This is a genomic window from Nonomuraea sp. NPDC003709, from assembly GCF_040610775.1.
GTDB classification, from domain to species: Bacteria; Actinomycetota; Actinomycetes; order Streptosporangiales; family Streptosporangiaceae; genus Nonomuraea; species Nonomuraea angiospora_A.
In genome coordinates this window covers 214,888-233,051 of sequence record NZ_JBEXMW010000017.1, presented here as the reverse complement: position 1 = coordinate 233,051, position 18,164 = coordinate 214,888, and the positions used below count along the sequence as shown (strand labels likewise).

General features: G+C 70.9%; 19 protein-coding genes. 10 read left to right on the top strand and 9 right to left on the bottom strand.

Features of this window, described 5'->3' with window-relative positions:
• Positions 1-209: 209 nt before the first annotated feature.
• Complete coding sequence (locus tag ABZX61_RS41895) at positions 210-689, bottom strand: hypothetical protein (RefSeq protein WP_355202518.1); 480 nt, start codon at positions 687-689, stop codon at positions 210-212.
• Between the two features lie 85 nt (positions 690-774).
• Between ABZX61_RS41895 and ABZX61_RS41890 the strand changes: the two genes are divergently transcribed.
• Entirely contained in the window at positions 775-3,807 is a 3,033-nt protein-coding gene (locus ABZX61_RS41890) for a CARDB domain-containing protein (protein WP_355202516.1), read from the top strand.
• Between the two features lie 5 nt (positions 3,808-3,812).
• Complete coding sequence (locus tag ABZX61_RS41885) at positions 3,813-4,445, top strand: nitroreductase family protein (protein WP_355202513.1); 633 nt, start codon at positions 3,813-3,815, stop codon at positions 4,443-4,445.
• Here ABZX61_RS41885 and ABZX61_RS41880 read toward each other — a convergent pair.
• Both ABZX61_RS41880 and ABZX61_RS41875 read right to left on the bottom strand, forming a co-directional pair.
• Positions 4,440-5,156, bottom strand: a complete 717-nt coding sequence (locus ABZX61_RS41880) for a hypothetical protein (RefSeq protein ID WP_355202511.1) — start codon at positions 5,154-5,156, stop codon at positions 4,440-4,442. The two genes, ABZX61_RS41885 and ABZX61_RS41880, sit on opposite strands and share 6 nt — an antisense overlap.
• Positions 5,157-5,302: 146 nt before the next feature.
• Complete coding sequence (locus ABZX61_RS41875; protein WP_350732127.1) at positions 5,303-5,758, bottom strand: MarR family winged helix-turn-helix transcriptional regulator; 456 nt, start codon at positions 5,756-5,758, stop codon at positions 5,303-5,305.
• A gap of 111 nt (positions 5,759-5,869) precedes the next feature.
• Here ABZX61_RS41875 and ABZX61_RS41870 point away from each other — a divergent pair, with 111 nt between their 5' ends.
• Complete coding sequence (locus ABZX61_RS41870; RefSeq protein WP_355202508.1) at positions 5,870-6,724, top strand: NAD(P)H-binding protein; 855 nt, start codon at positions 5,870-5,872, stop codon at positions 6,722-6,724.
• Here the strand turns inward: ABZX61_RS41870 and ABZX61_RS41865 are convergent.
• The 5 genes from ABZX61_RS41865 to ABZX61_RS41845 all read right to left on the bottom strand — a co-directional run bounded on the left by ABZX61_RS41865 (position 6,711) and on the right by ABZX61_RS41845 (position 9,257).
• Complete coding sequence (locus ABZX61_RS41865; protein WP_355202505.1) at positions 6,711-6,854, bottom strand: hypothetical protein; 144 nt, start codon at positions 6,852-6,854, stop codon at positions 6,711-6,713. The two genes, ABZX61_RS41870 and ABZX61_RS41865, sit on opposite strands and share 14 nt — an antisense overlap.
• A 50-nt stretch (positions 6,855-6,904) precedes the next feature.
• Complete coding sequence (locus ABZX61_RS41860) at positions 6,905-7,291, bottom strand: VOC family protein (protein WP_350732131.1); 387 nt, start codon at positions 7,289-7,291, stop codon at positions 6,905-6,907.
• Entirely contained in the window at positions 7,288-7,575 is a 288-nt protein-coding gene (locus ABZX61_RS41855; RefSeq protein ID WP_350732133.1) for a metalloregulator ArsR/SmtB family transcription factor, read from the bottom strand. The genes ABZX61_RS41860 and ABZX61_RS41855 overlap by 4 nt, the downstream gene beginning before the upstream one ends.
• A gap of 197 nt (positions 7,576-7,772) precedes the next feature.
• Complete coding sequence (locus ABZX61_RS41850; RefSeq protein ID WP_355202501.1) at positions 7,773-8,720, bottom strand: TIGR04222 domain-containing membrane protein; 948 nt, start codon at positions 8,718-8,720, stop codon at positions 7,773-7,775.
• Between the two features lie 156 nt (positions 8,721-8,876).
• Complete coding sequence (locus tag ABZX61_RS41845; RefSeq protein ID WP_355202498.1) at positions 8,877-9,257, bottom strand: peptidase inhibitor family I36 protein; 381 nt, start codon at positions 9,255-9,257, stop codon at positions 8,877-8,879.
• Positions 9,258-9,443: 186 nt separating this feature from the next.
• On the opposite strand from ABZX61_RS41845, the gene ABZX61_RS41840 reads away from it, so the two are divergent.
• The 4 genes from ABZX61_RS41840 (at position 9,444) to ABZX61_RS41825 (ending at position 12,287) form a co-directional block, all read left to right on the top strand.
• On the top strand, positions 9,444-10,112 hold the full coding sequence (locus tag ABZX61_RS41840; protein ID WP_355202495.1) for a DUF6282 family protein: 669 nt from the start codon (positions 9,444-9,446) through the stop codon (positions 10,110-10,112).
• 117 nt (positions 10,113-10,229) lie between these two features.
• Positions 10,230-10,400, top strand: coding sequence for a hypothetical protein (locus tag ABZX61_RS41835; protein WP_355202492.1), 171 nt, complete (start codon positions 10,230-10,232; stop codon positions 10,398-10,400).
• Between the two features lie 76 nt (positions 10,401-10,476).
• Complete coding sequence (locus ABZX61_RS41830; protein WP_355202489.1) at positions 10,477-11,946, top strand: hypothetical protein; 1,470 nt, start codon at positions 10,477-10,479, stop codon at positions 11,944-11,946.
• A gap of 56 nt (positions 11,947-12,002) precedes the next feature.
• On the top strand, positions 12,003-12,287 hold the full coding sequence (locus ABZX61_RS41825) for a protealysin inhibitor emfourin (protein ID WP_355202486.1): 285 nt from the start codon (positions 12,003-12,005) through the stop codon (positions 12,285-12,287).
• Here the strand turns inward: ABZX61_RS41825 and ABZX61_RS41820 are convergent.
• A complete protein-coding gene (locus ABZX61_RS41820) occupies positions 12,215-14,569 on the bottom strand; it encodes a LuxR C-terminal-related transcriptional regulator (RefSeq protein ID WP_355202483.1) in 2,355 nt (784 codons plus the stop codon). The genes ABZX61_RS41825 and ABZX61_RS41820 overlap by 73 nt on opposite strands.
• A gap of 130 nt (positions 14,570-14,699) precedes the next feature.
• Between ABZX61_RS41820 and ABZX61_RS41815 the strand changes: the two genes are divergently transcribed.
• The 3 genes from ABZX61_RS41815 (at position 14,700) to ABZX61_RS41805 (ending at position 18,114) form a co-directional block, all read left to right on the top strand.
• The gene (locus tag ABZX61_RS41815) at positions 14,700-15,689 is read left to right on the top strand and encodes an NAD(P)-dependent alcohol dehydrogenase (RefSeq protein ID WP_355202480.1); all 990 of its coding nucleotides are present in this window, start codon (positions 14,700-14,702) and stop codon (positions 15,687-15,689) included.
• Between the two features lie 83 nt (positions 15,690-15,772).
• Positions 15,773-16,312: a TetR/AcrR family transcriptional regulator gene (locus ABZX61_RS41810; RefSeq protein WP_355202478.1), complete on the top strand. Its 540-nt coding sequence runs from the start codon at positions 15,773-15,775 to the stop codon at positions 16,310-16,312.
• Positions 16,309-18,114, top strand: a complete 1,806-nt coding sequence (locus tag ABZX61_RS41805; RefSeq protein ID WP_355202476.1) for an alpha/beta fold hydrolase — start codon at positions 16,309-16,311, stop codon at positions 18,112-18,114. The genes ABZX61_RS41810 and ABZX61_RS41805 overlap by 4 nt, the downstream gene beginning before the upstream one ends.
• The last annotated feature ends 50 nt before the right edge of the window (positions 18,115-18,164 follow it).

Genomic DNA, 18,164 nt, shown 5'->3' with positions numbered 1-18,164 from the left:
GGGGATGCGAGCTGCGTGAGCGCGCGGGCGGACCGGGGTGTGGCCGGCCACCGCCCTCGCCCGTGTCGTCTACGACCGCACCGCCGCCCTGCTGGGTATCTGATCTCAGCCCGCCGATGCGGCTCGCGCCGACCGGCGCGTGGCGTCGGTCGGCGGGATCCAGAACTTCGCGTCCAACCCCGCCGGGATCATGCGGAGGGTTGAGCTGCTCAGTTGAAGCAGTCCTGCTTCTTCAGGGCCAGGCCGAACTCCGTGACCTTGCCGTGCAGGACGGTGAAGGAGTAGTAGGCCTTCGTGTTGCCCGGCACCGTGGTCACCCAGAAGCCGTGCGTGTCCTGCTTGAGGTGCGGGTAGACCTTCTTCAGCTGCGACTTGGCCGTCCCGACCGCCACGCCTTCGGGAGTCTTGGCGGCCTTGGGCGCGAAGAAGGCGGCCACACCCAGCTTCGGCGAGATGTACAGGCCGACGTTGTCCTTGCCGGTCGGATACTTCTTCAGGTCCCAGCCCGAGCAGCCGTCGGTGCCGCCGTCGATCTTCTTGGTGATCCCGGCCGCTTTGGCCTGCTTGAGCGACATGCCGAGCTTCAGCCCGCCGAACCCGTTCGGACCGACAACCGGCTTGGTCTGGGCGAGGGCGGGGGTGGCGGCGAGCGTCAGGGTGGCGGCCACGGCGATCATGAGCTTCATCATGGTTGGTATGACGACCGCGAAGCGCCCAAGGTTCTGAGTAGACCTTACTCATGTGCGTCCCGCGAGGTCACTTCATCCTGGCAGCATGCGCTTACTCACAGTGTTATCCCTGATCGCGCTCAGCCTGGTGGTGGTCAGCACACCCGCCGCCCAGGCCAGTACGGGCGTCACCCTCCGGCTCACGATCAACAAGATCCACCAGATCGAGAGCCCCGACAACGGCACGGGCAACTACTTCCCCGAGATCCGCATCGGGAACGGCGACCTGCAGCGCAGGAGCGCGGTGGAGGACGACGACTTCGATCCCAGCACGTTCGACCCGCCGTGGATCTTCACCCAGGACGTACAGGTCCCGGACGACACCACCAAGGTGCCGATCCTCATCCGCCTCTGGGACGAGGACGGCGGCCTCAACGGCGGCGACGACAAGCTGGACATCAGCCCGCAGAACCAGGACGACGACCTCGAGCTCCAGTACGACATCGGCACCGACACCTGGACCGACCCCGGTGACCTGCTCACGCCGGGCCAGACCTACGTGGAGGGCGACGGCGACCCCAACTTCCCCAACGCGCACGACGGCAAGCGGGCGGGGATCGGCTTCAGGATCGAGCGGACCAGCGGCCCGCTGCCCGACATCGACGGCGACGGCATCCCCGATGTCATCGAGCGCTTCGGCATCCGCAACCCCGACGACTCGATGAGGTTCGACCTGAAGCAGATGGGCGCCAACCCCTGCCGCAAGACGGTCATCGTGTGGATCGACTGGATGACCGGCGACCCCCAGCACACCCACCGGCCCAAGGACGCCGCGCTCCAGGAGCTCAGGCGCGCCTTCGAGGACGGCTCGGCCCAGGCCACCCAGCCCTGCCCCTACGGCGGCGTCCCGCTGGACGACGGGGTGGACTTCATCCCCATCGTCGGCACGGGCATTCCGGAACAGGCCGTGATGACGGAGAAGGACACCGCCTTCGCCAACGCCAGGACGGCCGACCTGCCAGGGCAGCTGGCGCCGTACGCGCACTACACGATCTTCGCCCACGACCTCACCGCCGGCAGCATGGTCTCCGGCCGGTGCTGCGACCCCCGCCGCGGCAACCGCGACTTCATCGTCACGCTCGGCGAGTGGCGCACGTGGTGCGTCGACGGGGGCCCGAACGGCAAGCTGGACTCCACCGTGGTGGGAGACGACTTCCTCAAGGGCAGCCAGATCGGCGTCGGCCCCGACCACGTCTGCAACAGCAAGGTCAAGAAGGGTTCCGACGACATCCAGTTGATGAAGCCAGGCAGCGGTCCGGACGTCGTCTTCTCCGGTACGGCCCGCGACCAGGCCGGCACGCTGATGCACGAGCTGGGACACGCGCTCGGGCTCGCCCACGGCGGCGACACCCGGACCAACTACAAGCCCAACTACCTCAGCATCATGAACTACGCCTACGAGCCGGCCGGAATCCCGACGGGCCTGGACCCGGCGCCCCGCCGCTTGGACTACAGCCAGGGCAGGATGCCCCGGCTCGACCGTGATCACCTCGACGAGAGCAAGGCCATCGGCCCCGGCGACGACTACGCCCGCTGGAAGATCCCCAGCAAGCCGGAGCAGTACGGCCCGGTCGACCCGGCCGTCGACTGGCTGGACTGGAACGTGAACGGGACGGAGGACCCGCCCACGATCGCGGCCGACATCAACTCCGAGGACGACGTGTGCGTCCTGGCGGGCACCAACAACACGATCGACTCCGCCAGGATGGGCGACGACGTCCAGTTCAACGACGCGATCATCCAGGGGTCCGACAACACGTGCCAGTCGACGCCGCTGGCGGGCAGCGACGACAGGGGCCGCGACCCGATCCTCACCGACTACGACGACTGGGGACACCTGAAGCTCGACATCTCCAAGCCCGGCGCCGGCGTGGAGTCCGGCCGTGAGATCGACTTCGTGACCGCGGCCAAGATCGAGGCCGGCTTCCAGGACTTCTACACGCCCGACCTGGCCACCACCAAGACCGTCGACAAGGAGTCGGCCGAGCCCGGCGACACCCTCACCTACACGGTCAAGGTGGACAACGTCGGCAAGGGCGGGGCGGAGTCCGTCAAGCTCACCGACACGCTGCCCGACGGCACCGCCGTCGCCCGCGACCTGCCCGACCTGGCCGCCGGGGCGAGCCGCAGCGAGACCTTCACCTATGCGATCCCGTGCGCGACCGACGACGCCGCCACGGTCACCAACTCCGCCACCGTCGTGGGCAAGAACGTGGCAGGAGGCGCGGAGGAGGACACTTCCGACAACACCGGCAAGGCCTCGACCACGGTCAAGGCGCCGAAGCTCACCCTGACGGCGAGCGCGACGCCCACCGCCGGCGCGGCCGAGGCCGTGACGACCACGCTGACGGTGAAGAACACCGGAGGCGCGAGCGCCACCGGAGCCAAGCTCACCTACAAGCTGCCGCCCGAGGTGTACTACAGCACCGCCCTCGACAAGGGCGCGGGCCCCAAGCCTGACGCGGTCGACGGCGGCACGCTGACCTGGAACCTGGGCACGCTGGCGGCCGGTTCGACCACGACCGTGGCCTTCAGCAGCCGTTCCAGCCTGCTCGTGGTGGGCGGGACCGTCCTGACCGGGCAGTCGCAGGTCTCCTACGGCAACGCCAAGGGCTGCTCCTACACCCCGGCCACGGCGACCTCCACCAGCACCGTGACCGAGACCGCGCCGAGCCGGGACCCGCGCCCGCAGGGCATCTGGCTGGCCTTCCCCTCGATGCGGACATCGGAGCTGCTGGCCAGGGTCCAGGCCACCGACACCCGCTTCGATGGGATCGACGGCTCGACGCCCGACGGCCAGCTGTCCCAGCACGAGGTGGCGGCCGCGTTCACGCTGCCGCTGCTGCCGCCGCGCAACCTCCGCGCCGAGCTGCTGACCACGTACTTCAACGTGGGCAGCAGGCGGATCAACGCGGCGACGGCCGTCCGCACGATCACGATCGAGCGGCTGCACCTGCACACGGTCGGCGAGGCCGCCAAGCACGCGCAGCAGACCCTCGCCGACCCCGACCTCATCGGCGTCACGGACGCGATGGTGGCCCTCGTCGAGATCAACACGGGGATCGCCGAGCGATACTGACTCCTATGGAGTTTCAAGAGGTGGTACGGCGGCGCCGCATGGTCCGGAACTACGACCCGGACCGTGCGGTGCCCGCCGCCGTGGTCGACCGGATCCTCGGCAACGCGCTGCACGCGCCCTCCGCCGGGTTCAGCCAGGGCTGGGCATTCCTGGTGCTGGAGGATCCGGCCGACCGCGAGCGGTTCTGGGAGGCGTCCACCGACGACTCCGAGTGGGGGATGGGGCTGCGGCGGGCGCCGCTGCTGATCGTCGCCCTGTCGCACAAGCAGGCCTACCTCGACCGGTACGCCGAGGGCGACAAGGGCTGGGAGGACAGGGACGAGGCCCGCTGGCCGGTGCCGTACTGGGACATCGACACGGGGTTCGCCTCGCTGCTGATGCTGCTGACCGCCGTCGACGAGGGGCTGGGCGCCTGCTTCTTCGGGGTCCCGCCGGGCGAGCGGACGAAGGCGTTCAAGGAGGCCTTCGGGGTGCCCGAGGCGTACACGCCGATCGGGGTGATCAGCGTGGGATACCGGGCGCAGGACAAGCGCTCGCCCTCGCTGAAGCGCGGCAGGAGGCCGCTGGAGGAGGTCGTGCACCGCGGCTCGTGGAGCGATCGACGCCAGGATCCGGGTCGGCACGTCAACGGTTCATGAGTCTGCCCGCCGGGCGGCGAGCTCGTCCTTGGCCGCCGCCTCGATGCTGGTCATGCGAGCCTGAACGTCCTCGAACTGTTCGTTCAGGTACTCGCGCAGCTGCACCAGCGTGGTGCTGACGTCGGGGGCCGGGTGGACCTGCACCGTCGGGCGGCGGCGGCCGACGCCGCGGAAGGCGAACACCGACAGCACGCCCCAGTACAGGACGGCGATGCCCGCGGCGAGCAACTGCCCATTGGCCGGGCTGGCGCTGTAGACCATCGCGACCGTGCCGGCGCCGTACAGGACCCAGGCCAGGCGGGCTCCCCAGGACCGCAGCAGCCAGCAGAGCAGCCACAGGCCCGGCCCGGTCAGCGCCCAAGCCGACCAGATCGCTTCGGCTCCGGAGGGCAGGCCGGCGGCGTGGGCGGTGATGTAGTCATGGACCGGCTTGGTGATGACCTCGGTGAGGTGCCAGTCGGCCAGCCGTTCCAGCGCCCACGTCAGGCCGGTGGCAAGGCCATGGGCCACGCCGTTGACCAGGCCGCCCAGCACCATGACGACCAGCCACAACAGCGTGACCGAGATGAGGGCCACGACCGAGACGCACACCACGATGACCGCGTACTTTGCGATCTCCGCCTCGCGGGGGTTGTCGGCGAACCGCTCGCTCGCCCACCTCTGGAGGCTTTGATACCGGTCAGCGATCCCATCGGCCACTTTCGCCAGCATGCGAGGCTCCTTCGCCGGGACGGGGGGTTCCAGGTACCCCTCGATGTTCTCCCGAATGTGCAGGCGCCGCCACTCAGGGTGACCGCTTTGGCCTTTATGGCCGAGGCGTAAGCAGTTCGGCCGGTGCGTCGCTCGCTGGCCCAGGGTCAGGTGGTGGTCGGGTCGCGGTGGTCGATGGGGGCCTCCAGCAGGGCGTTCGCCGATCGGTGGATCTTCCTGAGTGCGCTGAGGAGATGTTCGCGTTCGGTCTCGGTGAGGTCGGCGGTGACCTTCTCCTCGAGCAACCGCCGTTCCTTCTCGATGGGTGCCTGAAGGGCGCGTCCGGCGTCGGTGAGCCACAGCCGGACCAGGCGGTTGTCCCGGTCGTCGCGGCGTCGGGTGAGCAGGCCCGCCGCGGCCATCCGGTTGGCCGCCTTGACCACGTTGGGGGTGGTGACGTTCAGCGCGGCGGCGACCTCGCCCGGGGTGCGGCCGTCCTGTTGCCACAGCACCGCGAGGAGGTGATCTTGCCCCAGGTGCAGCCCGTGGCGTCGCACGGCCGCCTCGGCCGCCGCCCGCAGCGCCTTTGACGTCTTGCTGTGCACGTCCAGGAATTCAGGCACGTCGAGGACCTCCGGTGATGTCGCGAGCGTGGCATGGGGCGATTGACAGCAGATCGTGTACCGGTTAACGTTCCCCTCGATCATTAACCGGTACACGATTTAGGGGTTCTCATGATACTGGTCACCGGTGCCACCGGAAACGTCGGCCGCGAGCTCGTCCGCGAGCTGGACGAGACCGGCGTGCCGTTCCGCGTCCTGGTCCGCGACCCGGCCCGCGCCGCCGCCTTGCCCGAGCGGGTCGAACGGGTCGTGGCGGACCTGAACGACCCGGCGACGCTGCCGCCGGCCTTCGCCGGAGCGGACCGGCTGTTCCTGCTCACCCCGGGCATCGGCCTCGACCACACCCGGCACGCCGTCGCCGCCGCCCGCTCCGCCGGGGTGCGCCACATCGTGCACCTGTCCTCGTTCAACGTGCTCGGCGACCCCATGCCCGCCATGGGCCGCTGGCACCACGAACGCGAGCAGACCATCCGGGCGTCCGGCATCCCGGCCACCTTCCTGCGGCCCGGCGGTTTCATGACCAACGCCTTCGACTGGCTGCCCACCGTCCGTGAGGCGGGCTATGTCCTCGATCCGGTCGGCCCCGGCCGGTACGCGCCGATCGACCCCGCCGACATCGCCGCCGTCGCGGCCCTGGCCCTGACCGGTGACGGCCACCGAGGCCAGGAGTACGTCCTCACCGGTGAGGAGCTGTTCACCATCACCGAGCAGGTCAAGATCCTCGCGGCGGCGGCCGGCCGGGAGATCGCGATCCGGGCGGTGACCACGGCGGAGGAGGCCGTCGCCTCCCGATTCCCCAACGGGGCCCCTCCGGCGCTGGCCGAGGCCGTCATCGAGGGGTTCCACCTCATGCGCGCCGACACCGCCGGCTTCCGCACCGACACCGTGGAACGCCTGCTTCGGCGCAAGCCCCGCACCTTCGCCGCCTGGTGCGCGCGCAACGCCGGCGCGTTCAGAACCCCCTGATCCGCGTCTCGCCCCCTGCCGGCTCGGCGGGCACGTCCACTTCGGTGGTCGTCATGCCGTCATCGTGACCCATCTTGAGCCCTTGGCCCAGTTCGGCGGTCGCCGCACGAGATCCGTGCCTGGCGATCATCCTCGGTCACCGCCCCTCGCACCGGCAGCCCCGACCATGGCAAAGCACCACTAGGCCGGGGCCACGATCTGGATCAGGTTCCCGCAGGTGTCGTCGAAGACCGCCATGGTCACCGGTCCTGCCGCCAGCGGCTCCTGCGTGAACGTCACCCCCAGCCCGCGCAGCCGCTCGTACTCCGCCTGCACGTCCGGGACCTGGAACGAGGCGGCCGGAATGCCGTCGGCGACCAGCGCCTTCTTGTACGGCCCGACCGCGGGGTGCCCGTCCGGTTCCAGCAGCAGCTCCGTGCCCTCGGGGTTCTCCGGCGAGACGACCGTCAGCCACTGGGCCCCGCCCAGCGGGATGTCATGCTTTTTGATGAAGCCGAGCACGTCGGTGTAGAAGGCGAGGGCCTTCTGCTGGTCGTCCACGAACACGCTGGTGATGTAGATCTTCATGGTGCCTGTCCTTTCCTGGTGATCGGCCACCGTTCGAAGATGGCGGCCAGGGGAGTGGTGTCGAGGTGGTGGAATTTGTACCGCCCCTGCTTGCGCGTGGTGATCAGCCCGGCCTCCTCCAGCACCGCCAGATGCTGGGACACGGCCTGCCTGGTCAGGCTCAGCTGATGTCGGCTCGTCAGGCGGACACAGATCTCGAACAGGGTCTGGCCGTCGTGTTCGGTCAGTTCGTCGAGGATGGTCCGCCGGGTGGGGTCGGCCAGGGCCTTGAAGATGTCGCCCATGCGGCGATGATAGGCAAGCCGCCACTTGCCTGTCAACGCGGAGACGTCGCGCTCCGTGCAGCCCGGCAGCGCGCCGCATGGCTGGCCGTTGCGCAGGTCAACCTCGTGATCGGGCCCGGATGCGTGGTGATGCGGCCAGTCCCCATCGCTCGCTCCGGGCCTGCCGTAGTGGCCCTATCGCCGTAGGTTCGGGCAGGTCAGCTGCCGCCGCCCCCGCAACCGCCGCCCCCGCAACCGGACCCGCCACCGCAGCCTGAGGAGCCGCTGCCGCAGCCCGAGGACGAGGACCCGCAGCTCGACCCGCTGTGGGTCGATCCGCCGCAACCACCGGAATAGGTGCCGCTGCTGCCGGACGTCGACCGCGGCCTGCGCCGAGGTGCGGTCCGGGGGATGTAGGTGTCCAGTGCCCTGCTCAGGTCCGTGTCGCGCAGTGCCCAGTGACCGTACAGCGCGATGTACACCGGTCCGTTTCCCGAGCCCGCGGGGTGCGCCTTGCGTACCCGGCCCAGCTCCGCCGCGCCGTCGGCCGTGAGCCTGCCCCGCCTGAACTTCCTGTCGCCGGCGAGCACGACCACCGCGCCGGTCCCGGTGGCCAGCAGGACGAGTACGGTGACCAGCGGTAACGGCGTCGGGCCTGCGGCGAGCACGACCGCCCCCGCGACGACCCCGGCGACCGCCAGGACGGAGATCACCCGCAGCCCGCGGGCCAGCCGCGTGAGCCGTGCGAGACGGGCATCGGCCACGATCAGGCCCAGCTCGGCGACGCGGTGCTCCAGCTCCCTCATGGCCGGGCCACCGCCCACGGCCCGGCTCACCAGGAACCTTGACGGGCCGTCGTTCGCCGCGACGGCGGCCAGAGTCTCCCGCTCGACAGGCTCGTCCGTGGCGGATCTCTTGGAGACGGTGTAGAAGCGCGGCCCCCGTGACACGCGCAGCTCTCCGCTTTCGGCCAGGAGCGTGATGGCCGTGTCGACCACTTTCCCGGATCCGCCCGCCAGATAGGCGAGTTCGTAATGGTCGAGGTCGCGCGCGCGGGATCCGGCCGCGGCCGCCCGGGTGGCGGCGTGCTCGCGTTTGATCGCGAAGGCGATGGTGACGGCGATCGCCGCCAGGGCCACCGAGAGAATCAGCAGGACAAGGTCCATTACGGCCTCCCTCCGTGCAGCCGATGAGGCTGGTTATCTGAGAGACGCGTAAGGACCTGGAAGAGGTTTCGTTTTGCTCATTTTGTTTCCCGGCGCGCGCGGGCCCCTTCGCGCCGCGTGCGCCGGGGGCCCGCGTGTCCGGGTCGGCTCAGGGGCTCAGCAGCGGGGCGCCACGGCGTCGATCTTGCCGCCGAAGTCGTCCTTGTAAACCCTGCGGTAGTCGCCGTCCCGGACGACGCGTGTCTCCTTGCGGTCGGGGACGTGGATCCAGTTGATGAAACATCCGTCGGCGTGCGCCATGAAGGAGCCCACGTTGTCGTGCAGGGCCGGGGGAACGTCCACGTAGCCGTTCCCCGGGTTCCAGCACCACGACGAGCCGGTGTAGTCCCGCCCGCTGTACAGGCAGATGTCGCCGGCCCGGGCCGAGCCGGAGACGGGTGGGGCCGCCGCCGTGGCGGGGGCGGCGCAAGCCAGGATGGCGAGGGCGACGGTGCCGGTAATCGATGCGATGCGCATGCCGCGTGTGCTCGACTTCATTACGGTTTCTCCTCGTGTCGGTGCAGCCTGGAGGGCTTCCAGGGCAGCTCCATCACAGGGTGTAACAGATCCGATACGCAGCGCGTCTACCTGGTGGATACAAGATCCGGGCCTGCGGTCGGCAAGAAGTGGCGGCCGCGTCATAGCGGGACGTCGAGCGTGGTGCAGTCGCGCGATTATCACCACGTGCTCAAGTCGCACTACGTCCCCACGACGGAGCGGGCCGCGGTGGTGCGGGCGGCGGTGCCCGGGTTCGGCGCGGTCGGCGCGATCACCCTGAACGCGTCCGTGGGCGGCATGAACCCCGTCGCCGTCGAGATCGCCGCCGGCGGCGGCGCGCAGGTCGTGTGGTTGCCCACCGTCGACAGCGCCAACCAGCGGGCCTGTACGGCCGGCGACCCCGAGGGGGCCACGCCGCCCATGTGGGCCCGGTTGCAGGCCGAGCTGCGGGAGGCGGGGATGGCGGCCGATCCGGTCGACGTCGTGGGGCCCGGCGGAGCCGTGCTGGAGCGGACCCGGCAGGTGCTGCGGGTGATCGCCGGGCACGACCTGACGCTCGCCACCGGCCACCTCAGCGCGGACGAGATCGACGCGGTGGTGGACGCGGCCGCGGAGGAGGGCGTCCGCCGCATCGTGATCACCCATCCGGAGTTCACCTCCCAGCGGGTCGCGATCGACCGGCAGCGGGCGCTCGCGGCCAAGGGCGCCCTGCTCGAACGCTGCTTCACCACGCCGCACTCCGGCAAGGTCACCTGGGAGACGTGGTACGAGCACATCGACGCCGAGGGCTTCACCGAGGAGGACGTCCGGACCATGGCCGTCGGCAACTCCCGTCGGCTGGCGGGTGCGGAATGAGCGGCGCGGCCGGTGGGCGCGGGACGAGCCCGGCCGGTGGGCGCGGGATGAGCCCGGACGGCGGGCGCGGGACGGGCGGTCCGGTGATCAAGGTGAGCGGGCTGGCCGGCCGGACGGGTGGACGCGCTCGAACGCGCCCAGCGCTTCATCCACGAGGCCGACCCCGCCGAGATCACGCTGCTGGCCGTCTACCTCAAGGGCATCGACCCGAAGGCGCTCACCGAGCTGCCGGGTCTCATGCGTACGCAGAATGTCCGATCGAACCTTTTATTTCCCATGTGCACCTGATTATCCAAGTCCGGGCACGACTCGATAGGCGCGTCCAAATTGTCGCCGCGCCCGAGTTACGGGGAGTGGAGATCAGATGATCATTCAGGAAGTGCGGGAGAAGAGCGTCCCTGAGGGCCGCGCGGTCGCCGGGACGGCCGTGGCCGACACGACGAAGCTGCTGCTGCAGCCGCCGTTCACCATCGAACCGGCGTCCGTTCAGCGTGCGGCCCCGGCTCCGGTCCCCATCCCGGTCCCGCCGATCGTCGGGCCCCGGATCCTCATCTACAAGCAGGACCCCACCGTAGCCGAACTGGGCGTCAGGCCGATCTTCATCCCCAACCCGGTGCTCAACGGGCCCACCGACGCCCGGATCATCACCCAGCTGCCCGGCACCACGCCCGTGGCGCGCAGCGTCAACGGCGACTTCATCTTCGTCCCCAACTCGCCGGAGTTCGACTGCTCGCACACGTACGCGGTCGTCCGGGAGACGCTGACGATGTACGAGCGCCACAACGGCGGCACGCCCATCCCGTTCGCCTGGAACACCGGCGGGAACCTCGACCGGCTCACCGTCTTCCCGCACGCCGCGGTCGGGGCCAACGCCTTCTACACCAGGACGGCCAAGGCACTGAAGTTCCTCTTCTTCACCCCGACCGGCACCACGCAGCAGGTCTTCACCTGCCGCTCGCTGGACATCGTCGCGCACGAGACCGGCCACGCGATCCTCGACGGGCTCAAGCCGGGCTGGCTCGCCGCGGACAACCCGCCGCAGACCGGCGGCCTGCACGAGTCGTTCGGCGACCTGACCGCGGTCTTCCTGACGCTGGCGCAGCCGGACCAGGCCGAGGCGCTCGTCGCGCTCACCAAGGCGAACCTGCACGCCAAGTCGTTCCTGTCGGCCCTGGCCGAGCAGTTCGGGCAGGCGCTCGGCCGGCCGTTCGGCCTGCGCAACGCCGACAACGACCTCAAGCTGAGCGAGGTCAGCAACGAGGTGCACGCGATCTCGCAGGTGTTCACCGGCGGCATCTACGACGTGCTGGCCGACATCTACGCGTTCGAACGCACCCGGCAGGGCGCGCTCAAGAGCCCCACCGTGATCCTCATGGAGGTCGCGAACCAGCTGTGCGAGCTGCTGTTCAAGGCCATCGTGAAGGCGCCCGCGACCAAGGCCACCTACACGGACGTCGTCAACCAGATGCTGCAGGTCTCGGCCGCCCAGGGCGATCCCAACATCTACCGGACCTTCATCCGCAACCGGTTCGCCTTCCGCGAGGTGGTGACGTCGCCCACGCCGTTCTCCGAGATGCTCTCCGGCGAGATGGACTTCAGGAACGCCGACTACACCGGCGACGGCAAGACCGCGAAGGACATCACCAACGTCAAGCCCGCCGACGCGTCGTCGGCCAGCCTGCGCGCGGTGCAGGACCGTTCGAGCTGCTGCGGCACCATGCAGCTGCCGGAGTTCCAGGTGATCGGCGCCGACAAGCTGACGACCAAGGGCCAGCTGCACGACGACGACATCCTCGCCTCGGAACTGAGCGCGCTGAAGAAGGCGTTCAAGTAACCACGAGCCCGGCGAACACCTCGCCGTATCGTGCGGTGCGGCAGGGGGAGTCAGACATGCGTGTGAAGATCGAGAGAACCGGCGGCTTCGCCGGCATCGAGGAGGCCGTCGGTGAGTACGACACCGACGACCTCCCCGAGCCTCAGGCCGCCAAGGTGTACGAGGCGCTGTCCGCCATCGACGCCGCCACGGCCGAGGGCGGGTCCGGGGAGGTGGGCGCCGACCTGATGACCTACCGGATCACCGTCGGCAACGGCGCGGGACGGGTCTACACGGTCTCCGACGACCCTTCGTCGAAGGCGGCCGACCCGCTGGCCGTGCTGCTGCGCCCGTCCGCCTGACCGGACGCCGCCATCCAGGCCGCGATCTGCGCCCGCGAGTTGACGCCGAGCTTGTTCAGGATGTTGCGGACGTGGCTGTCGACGGTGTGCTCGGAGATGAACAGGCGGGCCGCGATCCGCTTGTTGCTCAGCCCGTCGGCGACCAGCCGGGCGACCTCCGCCTCCCGCTTCCCGAGCGGCCCCGCGTCGGCGGGGGCGGTCCGGGCGGCGGGAGCCGGCTCGCCGAGCGCCAGCCTGACCGCGGCGTCGCGGCTCAGGCGTGCGCCGGCCTCGTACTCGGCCCTGAACCCGGGCTCGCCGAGCGCCGCCGTCGCCGACTCCTCGGCCCGGGCGACCAGCCGGGTCAGGTACGGCTGGAGGCTCGCGCCGGCGCCCGTGCGCACCGTCTCCGCCGCTCCGAGCAGCCGCGCCGCGATCTGCGCCTGTCCGGAGGCCGCGGCGTGGCAGCCCAGGGCGTCGAGCAGGCAGTACTGCGCCACCCGGTCGTCGATCCGGTGGGCGATCGGCAGGGCCTCCGCGAGCAGCGGCTTCGACTCGTCGAGCGCGCCGGCCATCAGCATGGCCGAGCCGAGGTTCAGCAGCATCATGCCGAGGCTGTAGAGGTCGCCGATCTCCCGGCTGATCCGCACGCCCTGCGACGCCGCAGCCCTGACGTCGTCGAGGTCGCCGTCGGCCAGGCCGTTCAGCGCTCGCGACTGCAGCGCCATGAGCGTGGCCGGGAGGTCGTCGAGGGCCGCCGCGACAGAGTGGGCCTCCTCGGACAGGCGCCTGGTGGACAGGCGATCGCCGGCCATGTTCGCGGCGATCGCGGCGAGGGAGAGTGACTGCGACAGCAGGCTGCGCAGGTCCGCCTCCCGAGCGGCCGTCACGGCCCGTTCGAGCGCCGGGCGGGCGGCGGCCGGATCCGACTGCAGCACGGCCAGGAAGCCGCGCATGAAGTACCCATGAGCCCGCGCCCCCGGGTCGCCGAGGCCGGAGGCGAGCAGTTCGTCCAGCCATCGGACGCCCTCGCTCGTGGCCCGCGTCATCCAGTACCAGCCGAGGAAGTAGACGAGGGTGACCCCTTCCTGGGCCGGGCAGCGCCTGAGGACCGACCGGATGTTGTCGATCTCCAGGTCCATCCACGCGAGCCACTCGACGAGCCGGACCCGGGCCTCGGCCGCGGACCGGCGGCACCTCGACCGGTAGTAGCCGGAGCAGCGCCGTTCGACGGCCTCCTCCTCGCCGGCCGCGCGCAGCCTGAGCCCGGCGTACTCGCGCATCGTCTCGTGCAGCCGGTAGCAGGCCAGGCTGCCGGCGTCCTCCTTCATCACCAGGGACTTGTCGACGAGCGACGACAGCAGGTCCAGCACCCGCTCCGCCGGCACGTCGTCCCACGCGCAGACCGACTCGACGTCTTCCAGGGTGAACCTGCCGGAGAACACGGACAGCCGCCTCAGCAGCGCCTGCTCGCCCGCCGCCAGCAGGTCGTGGCTCCAGTCGATGGCGGTACGCAGGGTCTGATGGCGGGGCAGCGCGGCCCGTACCCCGCCGGTGAGCAGGCCGAACCGGTCGGACAGCCGGTCGAGGATCTGCTCGGCGGTGAGGACCCGTGTCCTGACGGCCGCCAGCTCGATCGCCAGCGGCAGGCCGTCGAGCCGGCGGCACAGATCGGTCACGGCCGCCTGGTTCGCGGCGGTCAGCTCGAAGGCGCCCGATCCGGCCGCGGCCCGTTCCACGAAGAGCGTGACCGCCTCGTTCTGCCGGACCCGCGCGAGGGGCCCGGCCACGGGCAGCTGGAGCGGTGGCACCGGCACCACGTGCTCACCCGGCGCCGACAACGGCTCCCGGCTGGTGGCCAGCACGCTCACGCCCGGCGCGGCTTTCATGATCTCCGTCACGAGCCGGGAGGCCGCTTCGAGCAGGTGCTCGCAGTTGTCCAGCACGATCAGCAGCCGCTTGTCGCGCAGGTGGGCCGGCAACCGGGCCAGGGGATCGGCCGCCGCCTGGTCCCGCAGGTCCAGGGTCGCCAGCACGGTGTCGCCGACCCGCGCCGGATCCCGGACCTCGGCCAGCTCGACCAGCCACGCGCCGCCGGGGAACCCGCGTCCGAGGCCGGACGCCGTCCGCACCGCGAGGCGGGTCTTGCCCACGCCGCCCGGCCCGACGAGGCTGACCAGCCGGGCCTCGGTGAGCTTCTTCCTGACTTCTGCCAGCTCGTGGCGGCGGCCGATGAAGCTGGTCGCTTCGGCCGGCAGGTTGCCCGAGCGGCGCGGCGGTCTGGCCATCGTTGCCCTGGACACTACTCCCGGCGGCGGATCGATTGGCTCCCAAAATCACGAATTTCCGTGATATCGGCGCTCGGAGGCGGCTGCCTACGCTGACCAGCGACGCGGCGGCGCGTCCTGCCGGCAACTCGTCCAAGGGGGCACCATGAAGGCAATCCGCTATGACCGGTACGGCTCGCCCGACGTCCTCGAGCTCCACGACGTCGACCCACCCGCCGTGGGCGACGACGACGTCCTGGTCAGCGTGAAGGCGGCCGCCGTCAACCCGCTCGACTTCCACTTCATGAGGGGCACGCCGTACGTGGTCCGCTCGATGAGCGGCCTGTCACGGCCCAAGCCCATCGGCATGGGCGCCGACCTGGCGGGGTGCGTCGAAGCGGTGGGCAGGAACGTCACCAGGCTCCGGCCGGGCGACGAGGTGTTCGGCGGCCGGGCGAAGCCGGAGGCGCGCAGCGCGGCGTTCGCCGAGTACGCCTGCTTCCACCAGGACGCGATGCTCCTGAAGAAGCCGATCAACCTGACCTTCGAGGAGGCCGCCGCCATACCGGTGGCCGCGCTCAGCGCCCTGCAGGCGCTGCGGGACAAGGCGCGCGTCCGGGCCGGGCAGCGGGTCCTCGTCAACGGCGCCGGGGGAGGCGTGGGCACGTTCGCGGTCCAGCTCGCCAAGGCGTACGGGGCCGAGGTCACCGGCGTGTGCAGCACCGGGAACGTGGAGATGGTCCGCTCGATCGGCGCCGACCACGTCGTGGACTACACCCGGGACGACGTCACCCGGGCCGGGCGGCGCTACGACGCGATGATCGACATGGTCGGAAACCACTCGCTGTCCGCGATCAGGCGCGTGCTGGCCCCGAAGGGGGTGCTGGTGGCCGTCGGGGGGCCGGTCAAAGGGCTGTGGCTGGGGCCCTTCACCGGTCCGCTCAAGCTGATGGCGCTCTCCGTGGTCATGAGCCAGCGGCTGGCGCCCATCTTGTCGCGGACGAGCAGCGAGGATCTCGAACTCCTGCGGGACTTCGCCGAAGCCGGGAAGATCACGCCGGTCATCGACCGGACGTATCCGCTCAAGGAACTGCCCGAAGCCGTCCGCTACCTCGAGAAGGGCCACGCCCGGGGGAAGGTCGTCATCACCATATAGTTGGAAAAATCGGTAGACCGGTCTATATTTTCCGCATGATAGGAACCAAAGGCGCGCAAACCAGCGCACGGCTGGTGGAATCGATGCTCGAGCTGATCCAGGCCCGCGGCTACAGCGGCACGGGCCTCAACACCGTGGTCGAGCACGCCCGCGCTCCCAAGGGATCGCTGTACTTCCACTTCCCCGAGGGGAAGGAGGCGCTCGGCGAGAAGGCCGTCGCGCTCGCGGCCGAGCGCTTCCGCGCCCTCGTGGTCGAGTCGGCGCTGGAGCCGGGGAGCCCGGGCGACGTGGTCCGGCGCGTGATCGACGTGCTGGCCGGCATGCTCACCGACAGCGACTTCCAGCTCGGCTGCCCGGTCTCGGTGGTCACGCTGGAGATGGGCGCGCAGAGCGAGCGGCTGCGGGAGGCCTGCGCGGACGCGTTCGGCTCCTGGATCGACCCCGTGGCCGAGTACCTCGTAGCCCAGGGCCGCCCGGCCGCCGCCGCGCGGACGCTGGCGACGGCCGTGGTCAGCACGGTCGAGGGGGCGATGATCATGTCACGCGCCCGGCGGTCGGTGGAGCCGCTGCGCTGCGCCGCCGACGTCATCGCCGCGCTCCTGGCCGGGGAGACGCTGTCATGAGCCGGCACGCCCTGGTGTTCGGGGCGACGGGGCTCATCGGACGCCACCTGATCCTCGCGCTCGGCCAGGCCGGCGTACGGGTGAGCGCGGCCACCCGGAGCCCCGAGTCGTACCGGCGGCTGGTCCGCTGGCTGGAGGAGCACGGGCACGGCGAGGCCCCGGCCGATCTCCGGGTCGACTTCGAGACGCCGTCGCTGATCCGCGGCGACGCGGCGGACGTCACCGAGATCTACAACTGCGCCGGCGCCTACCGGTTCGGGATGCCGGCGGAGGAGGCCCGCCGCGCCAACGTCGACAGCGTCCGCGCCGTCGTCGCCTTCGCGGCGGGGCTGCCCCGGCTGCGCCGCCTCGTGCACGTCTCCGGCTACCGGGTGGGCGGGCAGGACCCCGAGCCCTGGAGCGACGAGCGACGGCGGGAGACGTACGAGGCGCTGGGAGCGTACGAGGCGTCCAAGGTCGAGTCGGACGCCGTGCTCCAGGCCACCGCGGACCGGCTCGGCGTCCCCTGGTCCGTCGTCAACCCCTCCAGCGTGATCGGCGACAGCGTCACCGGCGAGTCGGACCAGCGACTGGGCCTCGCGTCGAGCGTGAAGGAGATCTGGCAGGGCAGCATGGCGGCACTGCCGGGAGACGCCACGACGTTCGTGCCGGTGGTCACGGTCGACCATCTGGCCCGGTTCATGACCCTGCTCCCGCTGGACGAGGCCGCCGAGCGGAGCGCGTACTGGGTGCTCGACGACGACACGCCCGCGTTGCCCGATCTGCTCGCCCGCGTCGCGGAGCACTACCAGGTCAGAGCGCCGCGTACGCGGATCCCGGTGTCCCTCCTGAAGCGCCTGCCCCGAGCGCTCACCAAGGCCGACCCGGAGACGCTGACGTTCCTCTCGGACGACCGCTACCCCACAGGTCCGGCGGACGCCTTCGCCGCCCGGCACGGCCTCGCCATGCCGGACGTCACCACGTCCGTCCTGCGCTGGGCCGACCACCTGGCGGCCCACAGGTTCGGAGCCGTCCCCGCCGGTCGGCGGCGGTTCACCGTGATCGGCGGGGTCCGCACCTTCGAACTCGGCGAACCGGACGGGCCCACCGTGGTCCTGCCGGGCCTGCCGGTGAACGCCGACACCTGGGCCCCGGTCGCCGCGGCGCTGGACCACGCCCGCGTCGTGGACCTGCCCGGGCTGGGGCTGAGCGCGGGACGGCTCGGGGACTGGCCGCGCTGGCTGGCCGCGCTCGTGGACCAGACCGGCGCCCGTCACCTGGTGGGTCACTCCGTGGGGGCGGCGGCCGCCCTGGAGGCGGCACTCGCGCGTCCCGATCTGGTGGACCGGCTCACGTTCGTGTCGCCGTTCTTCCTCCAGGCGCGCGCCGGTCTCGCCGCGCGGTCGGCGTTCCTGAGCAGCCGGTATCTGGGCCGGGTACGCCCTGAGGCGCTGGCGCGGCGGCTCACCGGGGACGTGGCGTACGCGAAGGCGCTGGAGTCCAGCGTCGCCGACCTGCGCCGGGGCCGCGTGGCCGCCGACGTCGCCCGGCTCCTCGCCGGCGTCGGCCGGGAGGACCGGCGTGCGGACCTCCGGGCCAAGCTACGGCGGTACGCGGGGAGCGTGCACGTCATCGTGGGAGCCGGCGACCCGCTCACCGCCGAGGGACGCATGCTGCTGGACACGCTCCCCCGGGCCACGGTGACGGTCGTCCCCGGCGCAGGCCACCATCCCCAGCTGACGCACCCGGACGAGCTCGCCCACGCCATCCGGATCCCCTCGGCGGAGGTGCGGGAGCCCAGCTCTCCCGCCGTGCCGTCGTAGGGGGCCGCGACGACGCGCCCCCCGCGACGTTCGACCGGGTGACGGCCGGG